Raw genomic sequence first — 14,408 nt, 5'->3', positions numbered from 1 at the left:
CATGGCCCAATACTCCCTCCAGCAAGCCGCCGCCCTGCTTGGTACCGGCCGAACGACACTCTGCAAGGAGCTCCGCGAACTCGGCATGCTCGACAGCCGCAACCTGGGCACCCGTGCCCACACCAGCGCCGGCCGGCTCGTCGTCAAACTCAAGGAGTATAAGCACGTCGGCAGGGGCTCACCGGTGCCCTACGGCAAGACGCTGATCACAGATCAGGGGCTGCGCTACATCGCCACCCGCCTGGGCCGGCAGATCGTCACCGACCGCGAGGCGGCCAACGATGAGCAAGCCTGACGTCGACATCCGCCACCTGGGCAGCGAGGAGCCGACCGACGACACAAGCACCGTCGCACTGCTCTACCGCCAGTTCGGAGGCGTGCTGATCGATCCTGATGCGGTGCGCAAGGCGTACTTCCGCAATCTCAACGAGGCAACCTTCAAGCGGGCCCTGCGCGACGGACGCATCCCCCTGCCGCTGGTCACCCTCGACGATAGCGCCAAGGCGATGACGTACGTCTGCATCTACCAGCTCGCCGCCCTCATCGAATCCCGCGCCACCCATGCCGCCGCCCAACGCCAGGTGCTCTACACCACGTCGGAAGACAAACGCCGGCTTCGGCAACGGATGATCGACGCGGTACCCGAAACCGAATTCCGCACGGTGGCCTTGGCCACCGCGGACTAACCGGCCCACGGGCCACCACCACGTAGGAGAAAGACCATGTCACAGCAATCTACCAACACCGACGTGAACGCCCTGCTCGACGATCTCGATGCCGGCGTGTTTCGCGAGAAGATCGCCCGCGCCCTGACCGATGTCGCCTTTGGCGTCGTCGAGCACGGCAAGGCCGGCGAAGTGACCATCAAGCTGAGCTTCAAGCGCATAGCTGAGAGCCGCCAGGTGAACTGCGACCACAAGGTTTCGTTCATCCAGCCCACAGCGAAGGGCAAGAAGACCGAGGAGAACACCACCTCGACTCCGCTGCACGTAGGTCGTAACGGTCTTTCGCTGTTCCCGGAAGAGCAGGGCAAGTTCCAGTTCGACCAGCAGCCGAACGCCACCCAGCGCGCTTAACCGCCGCGCCCAACCCACCACCACACGCACACCAACCGCAATCACACAGGAACCTGAAACATGGATGCACAAGCCATCGATAAGATCCAGGCGCTCGTCCAGGCGTCGCAGATCGGCCACCCCGGCACCGACGTACCCACCATGCTCGTGCCCGAAGGCTACAAGCTGGCCAGCCTCGAGAAGTATCAGGAGGCGCCCAGCCGCTACCGGGGCGTGTTCTCCACCCGCTCGATCGAGGACTTCGCCGAGTACGCCAACAAGCAGCTAGAGGCCGAGGTATTCGTCGACACCGACGACATGGATGCAATCGCCTTTTTTGACCTGGGCAACCCAGAGGCACCCGGCCACGCCGAGCACCGTGCCAGCCTGGCGCTGCAGAAGACCGCACCCTACCGCGCTGTGCTCAGTGCCCACGAAAACGCCTTCGGCCAGAAGGAGCTCGCCCACTGGATCGAGGACTGGCACGCCCACATCGAGGGCGAGAGCACCAATGGCAACCTGCTCAGCCCCAAGCAGCTGGCCAACATGGTGCGCAAGATCGAGATCAAGGCCGCAAGCGAGCGCACCCACGAGGAGGGCGACTGGAACGCCACGCGCACCGGGCTCGATGCCATCGACGCCAGCACCGGTACCGACACCCCGGCGGTGATCCGCCTCACCTGCCTGCCCTATGAAGGACTGCCGCTGCGCACCTTCGACCTGCGCGTCTCGATCCTCACCGACATCGACAAGCCCAAGGTCAAGCTGCGCGTGATGGGCCTGGAAGGCATCAAGGAGGAGATCGCCAAGGACTTCAAGGATGTGCTGCGAGCCAACCTGGACGACGACGCCACCCTGCTGCTCGGCAACTTCAGCAAGCAGTGAGCCACCACCCCACGGGACCGGCCGGCGATGCTGGCCGATCCCCGCAGAGGACACAGCCATGGCACGCCCGAAACACATGACGGAAGACCCGGCAACCGGTGAGCTTGTCAGCCTGCAGGAGCTGGCCATCCGCCACGACCACAACTACGCCACCATCCAGCGCCGCTACTGCGACGGCAAGCGGGGCCTCGAGCTGATCAAAGCGGTGCCCGAAGGCAAGCGCCGCGCCGGCAAAATGGCATCGACCAGCCGTCGCAACCGCCAGACCGCCGCGAGCCGCTCGCCGGCAACACGGAAGCAGGTCGCCAGCCAGGTGCTGGCCACGCCGGCCGGCAAGCTCGCTGGCCGACTCTTCCGCGACTACGCCGCCTGACGACTGCCCACCAGGTCGTCAGCGGTCCACCACCCAGGGAGCACACCAAATGCACAACCACCAATTGCTTGATCATCCGCTGTTTGAAGAGCGCCCCATCAAGGAGACCCTGGAGCCCTTCGGGTTCGAAGTCAGCGTCGAGTTCCAGGAACTGCCTTGCCCCATCGAGCAGCCGGAGGAAGCCGACGCCTTCGGCCGCGACAGCATGGCCTATATCGATTCGCTCACCTTCCAGCACCCCGCCGCCTTCACTGAGATCTACCGCGGCGACAACGAAGACAGCGAGATATTCAGCGTCGCCGTGCGCGCCAAGACCGTGTTCGCTCAGCTGCTGCTGTGCGCTGACTCGGCGTTTGCCGGCCGGGAGAGCGCTCTCAATCCCTCTTATCTCGCCGTCTACCACGAGCGCATGCGGCAGCTCTCCACCGAAGGGTTCAGCCGCGAACGGGATGATGAATACCAACACGCCGAGTTGGCCTACGCAGCGGCCAGCTATGCCTATCAAGCGGCGAACACCTGCACCGACAATGCCCCCGCCATCTGGCCATGGGATAGGAAATGGTGGAAGCCCAGCGACCCCCGCCGAAACCTGGTCAAGGCCGGCGCCCTGATCCTCGCCGAGATCGAACGCCTCGATCGTGCTGCTGCCCGGCAGGGAGGTGCCGCATGAACCACCTCCAGCAAGCGACCAATCCCGGCCCGATCTTCCCCCAGTTCCGCCTGATCGAGTTCAACCCGCGCCGTGCCAGCCGCGGCGCCGAGGCCGCCCGGGTCGAGGTTACATACAGCGAAGGTGACATGGATGAACTCTGGATGTCGCCCAGGGATATCCGTAACAACATCCGCGAGTTCGGCCAGCAGGAAGGCCTGCAGAAAGCCCTTGAGGCCTACGGGAAAGGGGGCCGGGGATGAAGCTGCACGAGAGCACGCGAACCATCGACGAAGGCGCGCCGCACATGCGCAGGATCAGCATTGTTGGCGGAAGTGGCGTACACGACGTGAAGGCACTGGGCGACCTGAGCATGGAGGTGGCCGAGGGCGACCTGGCCGGACGCAGGATCGAGGCGTTTGCTTGGCTTGAGCACGTAGGCGACGACCTCATCAGCAACTGGGAGCACCAGGTCAACGTTACCGAGGCACGCACCGGCCGCTGCCTCGCCAGAGTTCCCCTGCTCGACCATAACCAACAACCGCCGGATCTCACCGACGATCTGGTCGCCGCCATGACGCCCACGGTCCTGAAGGGCGCCGCCCATGTTGCCTTTGAGCGCTTCCGCGAGGCTGACGAGGACAGCCTGGCAGAGATGTTTGCCTACATGGATGGCGTGCCTTCGCTGCCGATTGAGTCGGAGGGCCAACCGTCATGATCAAGCCCCCCACCCGTCAGGACCCGGCCAACTTCGAGGCAAGCTACGAGCGGCTGCGTGCCGACCTGAAGGCCGTCCGCGACACGATCGGCGACACCCCCATGCCCTCCGCCGGCATCACCGCCGTGGACCTCCTGGACAAGGTGCTGAAACGCCACCCAGCCAGCCCCAAGGAGGGCCAGCAGTCATGAACGAACAGCAACGCGACCGCTGGGCCAACGATCTGGTCACCAACACCCTCGGCATGGCCTGGCACGAGAGCGATCCGCAGGCCCGTAAAGTGGCGGACGCCGCTGCACGCTACTTCGAAGAGGCCAACCACGACAACACCTGCCTTCTCGGCCTGACTTTCGATATCCGCGTCGCTGCCGGCGACCCACTCGGCAAGATGATGCAACCCGAGCTGATCGCCCATGTCCGTGAGATGCGCGAGGTACTGCTGCAGATCCGCACCGAGATGCGCCGCACAAACGGCTGTATCTCAACCGACACCCTCGCCAGGGTGCAGGCCGTGATCATCGCGGCAGGAGGTGGTGCATGACCGCCAACCCTCCCGCCAACCTAGCCTGGCGCCACCAGTTCGCCCTGGACTACCAGGGCGAGATCAACGTCGACCTGTTTGCTGGCGGCGGCGGGGCCAGCACCGGGCTCGAGATGGGCCTCAAACGCCCGGTGCACGTCGCCATCAATCACGACGCCGACGCGATCAGCATGCACCAGGCCAACCACCCTGGCGCCAAGCACTACCTCAGTGACGTCTACGAGGTCGATCCCCTCGAGGCAACTGGAGGCCGCCCGGTGGGCTGGCTGCACGCCAGCCCCGACTGCACTCACCACAGCCAGGCCCGCGGCGGCCAACCTCGCAAGCGCGCGATCCGTTCGCTCAGTTGGGTGGTGCACAAGTGGGCAGGCCTGGCGCGGCCAAGGCGGATCTCGCTCGAGAACGTTGAGCAGATCCTGCAATGGAGCCCGCTGATCGCCAAGCGCTGCAAGGAAACCGGCCGGGTGATCAAGATCGATGGCACCATTGCCGCCCCTGGCGAGCGAGTACCAGTGCAGGAACAGTTCCTGGTACCGGACAGGGCTCGGCGTGGGCACAACTGGCGGCACTTCGTCGAGGGCCTGCGACGGCTCGGCTACCAGGTGCAGTGGCGGACCATCGCCGCCTGCGACCACGGCGCCCCCACTACCCGCGAGCGCCTCTACCTGATGGCCCGCTGCGACGGCCAGCCCATCGTCTGGCCCAAGGCAACGCATCACAAGCGCCCGGGCCGGGGCCAGAAGCGCTGGAGAGCCGCTGCCGAGTGCATTGATTGGTCGATCCCCACCCGCAGCATCTTCGACCGCCCCCGGCCGCTGGCAGAAAACACCCTGCGACGCATCGCCAAGGGCATCCAGAAGTTCGTCATCGAGGCCGGTGAGCCGTTCATCGTGCCTATCGCCAACTACGGCGGTACCAGCGACATCGTCCAGTCGATAAACGAGCCGCTGCGCACCATCACCGCCTGGCCACGTGGCGGCGCGTTCGCGGTGGCCACCGCCTACATGGCCCAGATGAACGGCGGATATAACGAAAGCCCGGGCCGAGACCTGCGTGAGCCGCTGACCACCATCACCGGCAGAGGCACCCAGCAGCAGCTGGTTACCGCTCACCTGGCGACGCTGCGCCGCAACTGCATCGGCGCCGATATCCGCGACCCACTGGCGACCATCACTGCCGGCGGCGAGCATCACGCCCTGGTCGAGTGCCAGCTGGCCCCCGAAGTCGAAGCCGGTGCCTTGCGCGTTGCCGCCTTCCTGATCAGCTACTACGGCAAGGGCGGGCCCAGGGATCTGCGCGAACCGATGGACACCCTGACAACCCGCGACCGCCTGGCACTGGTCACGGCCACGATCCAGGGCACGCCCTACGTCATCGTTGATATCTGCCTGCGCATGCTCAAGGGCCGAGAGCTCTATCGGGCCCAAGGATTTCCGGACACCTACATCATCGATCGAGGCCACGATGGCCGGCGTATCACCGCCACCGCACAGACCCGCATGGTCGGTAACTCCGTCAGCCCCTTGCCAATGGCCGCCATCGCCGAAGCCAACGACAGCCAGGTACCCGCGCTGCAGCGGATTGGAGGTGCTGCATGATCTACGAAGCATGGCGAATCACCTACCAGAGCGCCGAGCAAGCTGCTCAGGCCGCCTACCGCGCGGCCCAGGAGCACCTCGCCAGGGCGGAGGAACTAGAGCAAGAAAGCGCCGCACTGAAAGATGCGCTTGCCAATATGCGAGGCGTTCTAGACACATTGGAGTCACGAGTCAATCGGGCAGAGGGAGAGGCGGCCGCATTAGCCGCCAAAGGTGAGCAAGCGATAAGGGCTTTGTCTGCGCCGTATGATGCAGAGTGGCGAATTGATCAAGCCCGGAAACTCTTGCTCGACGCTCCAACCAGCCAGCTCACAAGCTTCAAAGCCCTCGCACAGGCCGAAATCCTCGAAGAAGAATTCCCCGAGATGTTTGACCAGGTCGACGCTAACCGCCTCGAGAAGCGAGCGATCGATCTACGTCATAAGGCAAAGGCAAGCACGCCGGCACTTCGCAAACTGATCGCCGAGAAGCAAGCCGAGGCACTCGAAGAAGCCGCTGACGACTGCGTTGCCGACATGCACCAGATGGCTAACTGGCTACGCTGCGGGGCCCGCGAGAAACGCCGCCAAGCTGAGGGAGGCCGCTGATGCGCTGGATACCTGAAATAGCGGCACTTGCCGCCGCATTGGCGATCGCTCTGCACACCAATATGACCTGGTGGCAATTCGCCCTGCTATGGGTGGCTATGGACTTGATGACCGCTACACGCAGACAGCTTCGCCAAGCAGACAAGGGCCGCTGACATGCCACTCTTCTCACCAATTCTCACCAACTTTCACGAGCACCTGAAACAGGCGCGCCGAACCAAGCTCCGCGAGCGTACCGCCCATGTCATCGCTCAGGATCGCTGCGACCGTCTGGCCACCGTCACCGGCTGGGTGCCACCTGGTGGCATTAAGCGGAGGGGAGCGCCACGCCATGGGTAGCCCAAACGTACTATCCTGCGAGGACCTGCGCGCAATCACCGGCTACCAGCGGCCGGCCGACATCGAGCGCTGCCTTGTCGAGCAGGGCGTGAAGGTATTTCGGGGGCGCCTCGGCCCCTGGACCACCATCGACCTGGTCAACCAGGCGGGTGGACTCACTCCCCATGCGCAGAACGACGACAGCTACGATCCAAGAATTCTATGAACCCACCGAGCCCACCACCCGCCAAGCGTGGCCGCAAGCGCGGCCACAACCCGAACATTCCCGCCCACATCGATCAGGCCAAGTTGCCCGACGGGGTCTACTTCGACCACCGCGGGCGTGGCAACTGGTACATGCTCTACCAGGACGGCGACCGCCAGCGAAGGAAGAACATCGCCACGGCACGCGCCACCCTGGCCGAGCTTCATAGGCTCGCCGAAGATCTCACCCAAGTCGACCGCCACAAGCTGCGCTGGCTCGCTCAAGCCTTCCACGACAGCGCCCAGTTCAAGGCACTCAGCAAGAAGTCCCGCGATGGCTACGAGTACACGCGAAAGGCCCTGCTCGAGCAGCCCACGCGCATCGGCACCTTCGGCGAGCTCACCACCCGCAAGCTCACCAGTGCTGTGATCCAGCGACTCATTGATCGTATTGCCGACGAAGGCACACCCAGCAAGGCCAACGCCGTGCTGCGCTACCTTCGCCGCCTGTTCCGCTGGGGAAAGAACCGCGGCTACTGCGACGACAACCCCGCCCAGGGCGTGGAACCCGCCAAGGAACGCCAGCAGCGCCGGCTGCCGGAAACGGTGGTGATGTCGCGGCTGATCGCCCGGGCCCAGGAACGGGGCGACGACTACCCGAAGCGCGGCCAGGCCGGCAGCTGCCCCACCTACCTATGGATCGTGATGGAGATCGCGTACCTCTGCCGCCTGCGTGGCATCGAAGTCGTGACCCTCACAGACGCCCACGTCACTGAGCAGGGCCTGCGCACCAACCGCCGCAAGGGCAGCCGCGACAACATCGTCGGCTGGACACCGCGCCTGCGCGCTGCCGTCACCGCTGCCCAACAAAGGCGTGCCGATATCTGGGAGCGCAGAGCCCGGGCCCTGCCGCTACTACCTGAACGCCGCCCGCTCATCGTTTCCCGCAGCGGCGATGCCCTGCGCAAGAGCGGATTCGATTCCGCCTGGCAGCGCTTCATCCGGCTCGCACTTTCCGACGAAACAATCAGCGCCGAGGAGCGCTTCGGGCTGCACGACCTCAAGCGCAAAGGGATCACAGATACGAAAGGGACCAGGGGTGAAAAGCAGGCTGCCAGCGGCCACCGCTCCGAGCAGATGATGGACGTCTACGACCTGAGCCTGCCTGTCGTGAAAAGTAGCGAGGAATGACCCACGAAGCGCGCCAGATTTCACGCAGGGGAGCCTATCGAATGGGCGGAACGGGGCGGGAATTTTACGTCACATTTTACGCAGACAACAAAAAACCGCCCTCGATGGCGGTTTCTAATCTGTGCAAGTCGCTGATTTCCCGAAACACTTAATGGTGCCGGCACCAGGAGTCGAACCCGGGACCTACTGATTACAAGTCAGTTGCTCTACCAACTGAGCTATGCCGGCTCGGGGCCGATCCAGGCGAACTGCAGAATCGGAAAAGCGTTGGCGTGGCTGGGGTACCAGGATTCGAACCTGGGAATGCCGATACCAAAAACCGGTGCCTTACCACTTGGCTATACCCCAGCAGTTTGGTGGCCAGAGACGGAATCGAACCGCCGACACGGGGATTTTCAATCCCCTGCTCTACCAACTGAGCTATCTGGCCGCTGCCAACGGTGCGTATTAAACAAGATACGGCCTTAGGCGTCAAGCCCTTCCGTTTCATGAAGATGGCGAAATGGCATCGGTGCCCGCCCGATCACTGGTCCCGCGGGATATAGCCCTCGGCCTGGTCGGTCTCGCGGTTGTCGAGGAAGCGCTCCATCTGGTCGCTCAGGTACTTTCGTGACTCCGGATCGAGCATGTTCAGGTGCTTTTCGTTGATCAGGCGGGTCTGCAGCGCCTGCCACTCCTCCCAGGCCTTTTTAGAGACATTTTGCTGGATGTCCTGCCCCTTCTTGCCCGGTAGTGGCGGAAAGGGCAGCGCTTCCAGCTCCTGCTGGTACTTGCGGCAGAATACGGTACGGCTCATGGGTGCTCTCCCTGTTTCTGAAACGTGATTGGCCTGGACCTCATCAGCAGCGACTTGACCGGCGCGGCCAGTCCGATGCTGGCAGGATTGTCAGGATCGTACCAGCAGCGCGACTCGTCCACGGCGAAGACAGCGTGGCAATGGGCCGGCTGCGGCGTGATCTCCAGGCGAAAGTGGCTGAAGACATGGGTGAAGGGTGACCAGGCGCGGCCGAGCTCGGCATCCGGGGCGTGGCTGTCCAGCCAGGCCGCGAGCGCGGTGATGTCGTCGAACTGCGGCAGACCCCAGAGCCCACCCCAGAGGCCGCTGGAGGGGCGTTGTTCGAGCAGCACCCGTCCCTCGGGGTCCTGCAGCAGCAGCATCCGGGTGGTGCGTGTAGGCAGCGCCTTCCTGGGCTTCGATTCGGGAAAGCGACGCTCTTCGCCCCGGCAACGAGCCACGCAGACATCGGCGAAGGGGCAGGCCATGCAGTCGGGCTGCCCACGCCGACATAGGGTCGCCCCGAAGTCCATCATCGCCTGGGTATAGTCGGCCAGGCGTTCGTCAGGGGTGTAATGCTCGGCCAGGGCCCAGAGGCGACGGGATACGGCCGTACTCCCCGGCCACCCCTCCACGGCGTGCAGCCGGGCCAGGCTGCGCTTGACGTTGCCGTCGAGAATGACCGCCCGCCGGCCGCTGCTCTGGGCGATGATCGCACCCGCGGTGGAGCGGCCGATCCCGGGAAGCGCGGACAGTGCCTCAAGATCCAGCGGCAGCTCGCCGCCATGGCGGTCGGCGACCTCACGGGCCGCCTTGTGCAGGTTGCGCCCACGGGCGTAATAGCCAAGCCCCGTCCAGAGATGCAGCACCTCGTCCTGCTGCGCCCCGGCCAGGGCGGCAAGATCGGGAAAGCGTGCCATGAAGCGCTCGAAATAGGGAATCACCGTGGCAACCTGGGTCTGCTGCAGCATGATTTCCGATACCCAGACCCGGTAGGGCGAGCGCTCCTGCTGCCAGGGCAGATCGTGACGGCCGTGGCGGTCGAACCAGGCCAGCAGGCGGCGCTGGAATTCTTCCGGGGAAAGCACCGGCGTCGGCATCTCTATCATCGGCGTCATCGGCAAAAACACCCCGCAGAAAAGCAACACGAAAAAAAGCGCCGACTAGGGAGTCGGCGCAGAAACTGACTTGCTTGATGCTCAGTTAAATAGACCGCGCAGCGCATCGCGAAGTTCCTTGCCATCTTCACCCAGCCGCTCTTCGAGTCGCTCAAGCGGCCGCTCCAGGCGACGCTCGACTTCATCGCCGGCACGGCGCGAGACTTCGTCACGCAGCAGTTCGACCAGGGTGGCCTGGAAGGCGTTGCGATCGAAGCGGCACCACTCGCTACTATCGCCACCGATTTCGCCCGTGCAGCGAACCGGCAGGGGGACACGCTCCAACCGCGGATTGACCGCGCAGGCCGCCTCGGCAGCGTCGACGAAACGTGCCGCCGCGCGCAGGTCGAAGCGCTCGGTGACCAGGTCCAGCTCCCCCACGCCATCCATGTCGATTCCGGGGATGGCGACCAGGATGCTCTCGCTGCGGGCAACGCCATCGCTGATGCGCAGGCTGGCTTCGGCACGCTCGAAGCGGGTGTCATCGCTCCAGTCCCGGTCGATTTCCTTGCCCTCGACCATGGCCGCCAGGGTACACAGCTCCTCGGAGACGTTGACATTGAGTACCGCGCCCTCGTCGATGTGGCCGCTCAACCGCCCGTTCAGGCTTCGCCTGAGTGCGGGCAAGGTGTTGTGGCGCGCCTCCAGCTCTCCCTCGATGGAGAGGCGCCCACGCAGAGGGGAGGGCTCCTCGTCCTTGGAAAGCGCCTGCAGCAGCGGCTCCAGGCGCACCCGGGAAAGCTCGGGGGTCAACTGCCAGCGTATCGGATCACGCGTCAGGTCGAGCTCGCCGCTCGCCCTCATCTCGCCGCCATAGAGCTTGGCGCCGAATCGATCCAGGCGCTGGCGACCATCGCCGCCGGACAGCGCCAGGTCCACGTCGGAGAAATCGAGCCCACCCAGTTTCAGCCGTTCGAGCTCGAGGCCGCCATCGAGGGCCAGCTCGGAGAGCCACTCCACGGGGAGCAGCGGCGCGGCTTCATCGGCATGGGCCTGACGGATACCGAAGAAGCCACGCTGGGAGGCGCTCTGTTCCGCGGCATCCGGCGGGGGCAGATAGTTGTCCAGATTCAGGCTGTCCCCCTGCAGCGCCAGCTGCAATGCACGACCATCGAAACCCATGCCCAGTCGGCCGGTGAAGGTGCTGTCATCCAGCACCAGCGTCAGGCCGGAGAGTTCGACCTGACCCAGGTCACCCCGCACGGGACTGGTCAGTGCCACGTCGGAGAGTGCCTGGGGCCCGGCCATGCGGGGCAGCTGGTCGATGCGCGCAAGCCAGGGGCGTAGCGACAGGGGCGCCAGGCTGATCTGGCCGCTGTAGGAAGGCGCGTCGTCGAGCCCGGCCAGGTTGAGATTGCCACTGAGCCGCAGGTCATCGGGACCAGTGAGCAACAGGTCGCGCAGTTGAGCCGTGCTCTCCGCCAGATCCGCCTCCATGGCGAAGGCCAGCACCAATGGGATGGCCGACTCCCCCAGCCGAGGATGCTGTACGCTGCCTTCCAGGCGCCCCTCCTGCAACTGCAGGCGCTGGCGTGACAGATCCAGCACCAGCTGCTGTCCGGTCAGGTCCGCCTGCTGCCGGCCTTCGACACCCCCCAGTCGCGTCGCCGTGCTCAGCCTCAAGCCCTCCATCACATAGCGCCGCTCGGCGAGAGCCAGGCTTGCCCGACCCTCGAGGGAAATCGTGCTGGCCAGCCCCGGCGTTCGCTCGAGCTCACGCCAGTCCAGCGCGCCGTAGGAGGCCAGCTTAAAGGAGACCTTGAGGGGAAAGGCGCGCTCCGGATTGACGTTGGTGCCGGAAAGAGCGAGGTCATCGAGCGTCCACTCGCTCTCTGCCGCCAGGTCACGGAAGCGCACGGCACCGTTGCGTACCTGGACGTTGGCAATATTGAGCGCCACGGCCAGGTTGCTGCCTTCCAGGTTGGGCCCTGCACTGGCTGGTGCCAGCGCCGACGCAGCCCCCTCACGCCGCTCGTCCAGGCGCTGAAGCAGCGGCTCCCAGTTGCCCTGCCCCTGCTCGTCCCGAACCAGCCGCAGCTGCATGCCGTCCAGGGACAGGCCTTCGATGGCGATTTCACCACGCAGCAGGGGGGCAAAGGCCAGGCTCACCTCGGCCTTGTCGAAGGCCAGGAAGGGAGGTGCATCCGGCGCCTGCTCGGGCAAGTGGCTTTCCACTCGCTCCACGCTCACACCCAGGCGAGGATAGAAGGACCAGGCCAGCGGGCCGTTCAGCGTCAGCTCCATGCCGCTGTGCTCACGCACCACATCGATCAGCCGCGGCTTGAAGTCCTCCGGGTCGAGGAAGGTGGTGACGTAGACGACGGCAGCCACCACCACCACGCCCAGTACGCCGATGGCCGCCAGCAGGGTTTGCAAGAGTCGCTTCATGGTTTACCGCCTCCTTGCAGCGGTGGAGCCAGTTCAAAGTAGTTTCCGGCTGCGTGCAGGCGATAGCCCAGCCGGGAAAGCAGCAGTTGATCGGCCACCGGCAGCTCGGAGGCGGGGGCGCGCAGGCCGAGGCCCCGGTCGGCCGCAGCGCTGCTGACCAGGGCCAGCAGGCGGGAACCCACACCGCGCCTTCGGGTGGTCTTGCGCACGCAGAGCTCCGAGAGCCACCAGGCTTCGGCATCGGCACGCACGGCCACGGCACCCAGCAGGCGCTCATTGAAGCGTGCGCAGCCGAAGAAGTGGCCAGCCTCGAGGTGATGCTGGATGAAGTCATTCACCGGTACGGAGAGCCGCTCAACCGGTGCATCGCCATAGATGCGCGGCAGGTCATGCCGGGCCTGTGCATCCGACGCCCAAGCGGCGTGATCGACGATATGAAGCGTAACCGGCATGGTGGATCTCCCTGGGCCGCGGCTCGGGGCCGCCGCTGTGATGGCCGCATTGTAGCGGATGGGGGGCTCGATTCTCTATAATGAACGGCCCCATGATGGCAAGCACCGTCTTGCCTGCCCGGTAGCCGTACCGTCAGGGCCTTCCGGGCCCACCCATGCCGACGCGCGAAAGCGCGAGAGAGAGTCCGACATGTCCGAGCGAATCGCCACGGTAACCCGTGACACCCAGGAAACCCAGATCACGGTGACCGTCAATCTCGATGGCGAAGGCCGGCTGGCCTGTGAGACCGGCGTCCCCTTCCTCGACCACATGCTCGATCAGGTGGCACGTCACGGCCTGGTCGACCTGGACATCAAGGCCGTGGGCGACCTGCATATCGACGATCATCATACCGTAGAAGATCTCGGCATCACTCTCGGCCAGGCGTTCGCCCAGGCGATCGGCGACAAGCGCGGCATTCGCCGCTATGGCCATGCCTATGTACCGCTGGACGAAGCGCTCTCCCGGGTCGTGATAGACTTCTCCGGCCGCCCCGGGCTGTTCATGGATGTCGAGTTCACCCGCGCCGCCATCGGCCGCCTGGACACCCAGCTGTTCTGGGAGTTCTTCCAGGGCTTCGTCAATCACGCCCGGGTCACGCTGCATATCGACAACCTGAAGGGCTTCAATGCCCACCATCAGGCGGAAACCATCTTCAAGGCCTTCGGTCGCGCGCTGCGCATGGCCGTTGAGCCGGACCCGCGCATGGCCGGTCAGATGCCGTCCACCAAGGGCTGTCTGTAGATACGACGACCGAAAAATGAGGAGCCTCCATGACCATTGCCGTCATCGACTACGGGATGGGCAATCTGCATTCGGTTGCCAAGGCGCTGGAGCACGTCACCCACGAGCACGTGATCATCACCCGCGACCCTCGCTGCATTCGCGGTGCCACTCGCCTGGTGCTGCCGGGCCAGGGCGCCATCCGCGACTGCATGGGCGAGCTGGAAAAGACCGAGCTGCGTGGCCTCGTCCAGGAACTCCTGGCCAGCCAGAGCAAGCCGCTGCTGGGCATCTGTGTCGGGCAGCAGATGCTGCTCGATCACAGCGAGGAGAACGGCGGCATTGCCTGCCTGGGCTTCCTCCCCGGCGAGGTGAAGCACTTCCCGACCGACATGCGCGATGCCAACGGGCAGCGTCTCAAGGTGCCGCACATGGGCTGGAATCTGGTGCATCAGCATCACGACCACCCGCTGTGGAACGGCATCGACCAGGACGAGCACTTCTATTTCGTGCACAGCTATTACGCCGAGGCCAGTGACGACGCCACGGTGTTCGGCACCACCGAGTATGGCCGGGTCAACGCCCACGTGGCCATCGGGCGCGATGCCACCTTTGCCGTCCAGTTCCACCCGGAGAAGAGCTCCCGGGCAGGGCTCAAGCTGCTGGAAAACTTCATCAACTGGGCACCCTGAGGCCCGCACCGCTCTTTTCCAGGCGCCCGGCGCCGCACCTTTATCGGGTGCCCGGGACCATG

General features: G+C 64.9%; 21 protein-coding genes and 3 tRNA genes. 17 read left to right on the top strand and 7 right to left on the bottom strand.

What is annotated here, in order from left to right; all coding sequences use genetic code 11:
* Position 1 precedes the first annotated feature (1 nt).
* The 15 genes from LY622_RS13745 (at position 2) to LY622_RS13675 (ending at position 8,119) form a co-directional block, all read left to right on the top strand.
* Complete coding sequence (locus LY622_RS13745; RefSeq protein WP_234291410.1) at positions 2 to 295, top strand: phage antirepressor KilAC domain-containing protein; 294 nt, start codon at positions 2 to 4, stop codon at positions 293 to 295.
* A complete protein-coding gene (locus tag LY622_RS13740; protein WP_234291409.1) occupies positions 282 to 686 on the top strand; it encodes a pyocin activator PrtN family protein in 405 nt (134 codons plus the stop codon). Before LY622_RS13745 ends, LY622_RS13740 begins: the two co-directional genes overlap by 14 nt.
* A 36-nt stretch (positions 687 to 722) precedes the next feature.
* Positions 723 to 1,076 carry a YfdP family phage-associated protein gene (locus tag LY622_RS13735; protein WP_234291408.1) on the top strand — a complete coding sequence of 118 codons (354 nt, stop codon included), beginning with the start codon at positions 723 to 725 and terminating at the stop codon, positions 1,074 to 1,076.
* A 60-nt stretch (positions 1,077 to 1,136) separates the two neighbouring features.
* Entirely contained in the window at positions 1,137 to 1,940 is an 804-nt protein-coding gene (locus LY622_RS13730; RefSeq protein WP_234291407.1) for a DUF2303 family protein, read from the top strand.
* 58 nt (positions 1,941 to 1,998) lie between these two features.
* Positions 1,999 to 2,313, top strand: coding sequence for a hypothetical protein (locus LY622_RS13725; protein ID WP_234291406.1), 315 nt, complete (start codon positions 1,999 to 2,001; stop codon positions 2,311 to 2,313).
* Between the two features lie 49 nt (positions 2,314 to 2,362).
* The gene (locus tag LY622_RS13720) at positions 2,363 to 2,983 is read left to right on the top strand and encodes a hypothetical protein (protein ID WP_234291405.1); all 621 of its coding nucleotides are present in this window, start codon (positions 2,363 to 2,365) and stop codon (positions 2,981 to 2,983) included.
* On the top strand, positions 2,980 to 3,225 hold the full coding sequence (locus LY622_RS13715) for a hypothetical protein (protein ID WP_234291404.1): 246 nt from the start codon (positions 2,980 to 2,982) through the stop codon (positions 3,223 to 3,225). The genes LY622_RS13720 and LY622_RS13715 overlap by 4 nt, the downstream gene beginning before the upstream one ends.
* The gene (locus tag LY622_RS13710; protein ID WP_234291403.1) at positions 3,222 to 3,680 is read left to right on the top strand and encodes a hypothetical protein; all 459 of its coding nucleotides are present in this window, start codon (positions 3,222 to 3,224) and stop codon (positions 3,678 to 3,680) included. Before LY622_RS13715 ends, LY622_RS13710 begins: the two co-directional genes overlap by 4 nt.
* Positions 3,677 to 3,871: a hypothetical protein gene (locus LY622_RS13705; protein ID WP_234291402.1), complete on the top strand. Its 195-nt coding sequence runs from the start codon at positions 3,677 to 3,679 to the stop codon at positions 3,869 to 3,871. Before LY622_RS13710 ends, LY622_RS13705 begins: the two co-directional genes overlap by 4 nt.
* Positions 3,868 to 4,221 (top strand): hypothetical protein, encoded by a 354-nt coding sequence (locus LY622_RS13700; RefSeq protein WP_234291401.1) that lies wholly within the window; start codon positions 3,868 to 3,870, stop codon positions 4,219 to 4,221. The genes LY622_RS13705 and LY622_RS13700 overlap by 4 nt, the downstream gene beginning before the upstream one ends.
* On the top strand, positions 4,218 to 5,819 hold the full coding sequence (locus LY622_RS13695) for a DNA cytosine methyltransferase (RefSeq protein ID WP_234291400.1): 1,602 nt from the start codon (positions 4,218 to 4,220) through the stop codon (positions 5,817 to 5,819). The genes LY622_RS13700 and LY622_RS13695 overlap by 4 nt, the downstream gene beginning before the upstream one ends.
* Positions 5,816 to 6,406: a hypothetical protein gene (locus LY622_RS13690; protein WP_234291399.1), complete on the top strand. Its 591-nt coding sequence runs from the start codon at positions 5,816 to 5,818 to the stop codon at positions 6,404 to 6,406. The genes LY622_RS13695 and LY622_RS13690 overlap by 4 nt, the downstream gene beginning before the upstream one ends.
* Positions 6,406 to 6,561, top strand: a complete 156-nt coding sequence (locus tag LY622_RS13685) for a hypothetical protein (protein ID WP_234291398.1) — start codon at positions 6,406 to 6,408, stop codon at positions 6,559 to 6,561. The genes LY622_RS13690 and LY622_RS13685 overlap by 1 nt, the downstream gene beginning before the upstream one ends.
* Before the next feature lie 176 nt (positions 6,562 to 6,737).
* Positions 6,738 to 6,950, top strand: a complete 213-nt coding sequence (locus tag LY622_RS13680) for a DUF4224 domain-containing protein (protein ID WP_234291397.1) — start codon at positions 6,738 to 6,740, stop codon at positions 6,948 to 6,950.
* Positions 6,947 to 8,119 carry a site-specific integrase gene (locus tag LY622_RS13675; protein WP_234291396.1) on the top strand — a complete coding sequence of 391 codons (1,173 nt, stop codon included), beginning with the start codon at positions 6,947 to 6,949 and terminating at the stop codon, positions 8,117 to 8,119. Before LY622_RS13680 ends, LY622_RS13675 begins: the two co-directional genes overlap by 4 nt.
* 152 nt (positions 8,120 to 8,271) lie before the next feature.
* Here LY622_RS13675 and LY622_RS13670 read toward each other — a convergent pair.
* The 7 genes from LY622_RS13670 to LY622_RS13640 all read right to left on the bottom strand — a co-directional run bounded on the left by LY622_RS13670 (position 8,272) and on the right by LY622_RS13640 (position 12,891).
* Positions 8,272 to 8,347, bottom strand: a tRNA-Thr gene (locus LY622_RS13670).
* A gap of 45 nt (positions 8,348 to 8,392) precedes the next feature.
* A tRNA-Gln gene (locus tag LY622_RS13665) sits at positions 8,393 to 8,467 on the bottom strand.
* A 6-nt stretch (positions 8,468 to 8,473) separates the two neighbouring features.
* Positions 8,474 to 8,549 (bottom strand) — tRNA-Phe (locus LY622_RS13660).
* 93 nt (positions 8,550 to 8,642) lie between these two features.
* Positions 8,643 to 8,915 (bottom strand): oxidative damage protection protein, encoded by a 273-nt coding sequence (locus tag LY622_RS13655; protein ID WP_234291395.1) that lies wholly within the window; start codon positions 8,913 to 8,915, stop codon positions 8,643 to 8,645.
* A complete protein-coding gene (gene mutY, locus LY622_RS13650) occupies positions 8,912 to 10,003 on the bottom strand; it encodes an A/G-specific adenine glycosylase (protein WP_234291559.1) in 1,092 nt (363 codons plus the stop codon). The genes LY622_RS13655 and mutY overlap by 4 nt, the downstream gene beginning before the upstream one ends.
* A gap of 90 nt (positions 10,004 to 10,093) precedes the next feature.
* A complete protein-coding gene (locus tag LY622_RS13645; RefSeq protein ID WP_234291394.1) occupies positions 10,094 to 12,439 on the bottom strand; it encodes an AsmA family protein in 2,346 nt (781 codons plus the stop codon).
* Complete coding sequence (locus LY622_RS13640; protein ID WP_234291393.1) at positions 12,436 to 12,891, bottom strand: acetyl-CoA sensor PanZ family protein; 456 nt, start codon at positions 12,889 to 12,891, stop codon at positions 12,436 to 12,438. The genes LY622_RS13645 and LY622_RS13640 overlap by 4 nt, the downstream gene beginning before the upstream one ends.
* A 190-nt stretch (positions 12,892 to 13,081) precedes the next feature.
* Here LY622_RS13640 and hisB point away from each other — a divergent pair, with 190 nt between their 5' ends.
* The gene (gene hisB, locus LY622_RS13635) at positions 13,082 to 13,675 is read left to right on the top strand and encodes an imidazoleglycerol-phosphate dehydratase HisB (protein WP_234291392.1); all 594 of its coding nucleotides are present in this window, start codon (positions 13,082 to 13,084) and stop codon (positions 13,673 to 13,675) included.
* A 29-nt stretch (positions 13,676 to 13,704) separates the two neighbouring features.
* Positions 13,705 to 14,346, top strand: a complete 642-nt coding sequence (gene hisH, locus LY622_RS13630; RefSeq protein WP_234281004.1) for an imidazole glycerol phosphate synthase subunit HisH — start codon at positions 13,705 to 13,707, stop codon at positions 14,344 to 14,346.
* Positions 14,347 to 14,408: the final 62 nt, after the last annotated feature.

Source organism: Halomonas alkalisoli, from assembly GCF_021412585.1.
GTDB lineage: Bacteria > Pseudomonadota > Gammaproteobacteria > Pseudomonadales > Halomonadaceae > Halomonas > Halomonas alkalisoli.
Note: the sequence above shows the minus strand (reverse complement) of the source record. Positions and strands in the feature narration are given on the sequence as shown.

What these genes read in the sequence shown, in the direction of transcription:
- LY622_RS13745 (WP_234291410.1), top strand. Translation starts at nt 2, where the DNA reads ATGGCCCAATACTCCCTCCAGCAAGCCGCCGCCCTGCTTGGTACCGGC.
- LY622_RS13740 (WP_234291409.1), top strand. Translation starts at nt 282, where the DNA reads ATGAGCAAGCCTGACGTCGACATCCGCCACCTGGGCAGCGAGGAGCCG.
- LY622_RS13735 (WP_234291408.1), top strand. Translation starts at nt 723, where the DNA reads ATGTCACAGCAATCTACCAACACCGACGTGAACGCCCTGCTCGACGAT.
- LY622_RS13730 (WP_234291407.1), top strand. Translation starts at nt 1,137, where the DNA reads ATGGATGCACAAGCCATCGATAAGATCCAGGCGCTCGTCCAGGCGTCG.
- LY622_RS13725 (WP_234291406.1), top strand. Translation starts at nt 1,999, where the DNA reads ATGGCACGCCCGAAACACATGACGGAAGACCCGGCAACCGGTGAGCTT.
- LY622_RS13720 (WP_234291405.1), top strand. Translation starts at nt 2,363, where the DNA reads ATGCACAACCACCAATTGCTTGATCATCCGCTGTTTGAAGAGCGCCCC.
- LY622_RS13715 (WP_234291404.1), top strand. Translation starts at nt 2,980, where the DNA reads ATGAACCACCTCCAGCAAGCGACCAATCCCGGCCCGATCTTCCCCCAG.
- LY622_RS13710 (WP_234291403.1), top strand. Translation starts at nt 3,222, where the DNA reads ATGAAGCTGCACGAGAGCACGCGAACCATCGACGAAGGCGCGCCGCAC.
- LY622_RS13705 (WP_234291402.1), top strand. Translation starts at nt 3,677, where the DNA reads ATGATCAAGCCCCCCACCCGTCAGGACCCGGCCAACTTCGAGGCAAGC.
- LY622_RS13700 (WP_234291401.1), top strand. Translation starts at nt 3,868, where the DNA reads ATGAACGAACAGCAACGCGACCGCTGGGCCAACGATCTGGTCACCAAC.
- LY622_RS13695 (WP_234291400.1), top strand. Translation starts at nt 4,218, where the DNA reads ATGACCGCCAACCCTCCCGCCAACCTAGCCTGGCGCCACCAGTTCGCC.
- LY622_RS13690 (WP_234291399.1), top strand. Translation starts at nt 5,816, where the DNA reads ATGATCTACGAAGCATGGCGAATCACCTACCAGAGCGCCGAGCAAGCT.
- LY622_RS13685 (WP_234291398.1), top strand. Translation starts at nt 6,406, where the DNA reads ATGCGCTGGATACCTGAAATAGCGGCACTTGCCGCCGCATTGGCGATC.
- LY622_RS13680 (WP_234291397.1), top strand. Translation starts at nt 6,738, where the DNA reads ATGGGTAGCCCAAACGTACTATCCTGCGAGGACCTGCGCGCAATCACC.
- LY622_RS13675 (WP_234291396.1), top strand. Translation starts at nt 6,947, where the DNA reads ATGAACCCACCGAGCCCACCACCCGCCAAGCGTGGCCGCAAGCGCGGC.
- LY622_RS13655 (WP_234291395.1), bottom strand. Translation starts at nt 8,915, where the DNA reads ATGAGCCGTACCGTATTCTGCCGCAAGTACCAGCAGGAGCTGGAAGCG.
- mutY (WP_234291559.1), bottom strand. Translation starts at nt 10,003, where the DNA reads ATGATAGAGATGCCGACGCCGGTGCTTTCCCCGGAAGAATTCCAGCGC.
- LY622_RS13645 (WP_234291394.1), bottom strand. Translation starts at nt 12,439, where the DNA reads ATGAAGCGACTCTTGCAAACCCTGCTGGCGGCCATCGGCGTACTGGGC.
- LY622_RS13640 (WP_234291393.1), bottom strand. Translation starts at nt 12,891, where the DNA reads ATGCCGGTTACGCTTCATATCGTCGATCACGCCGCTTGGGCGTCGGAT.
- hisB (WP_234291392.1), top strand. Translation starts at nt 13,082, where the DNA reads ATGTCCGAGCGAATCGCCACGGTAACCCGTGACACCCAGGAAACCCAG.
- hisH (WP_234281004.1), top strand. Translation starts at nt 13,705, where the DNA reads ATGACCATTGCCGTCATCGACTACGGGATGGGCAATCTGCATTCGGTT.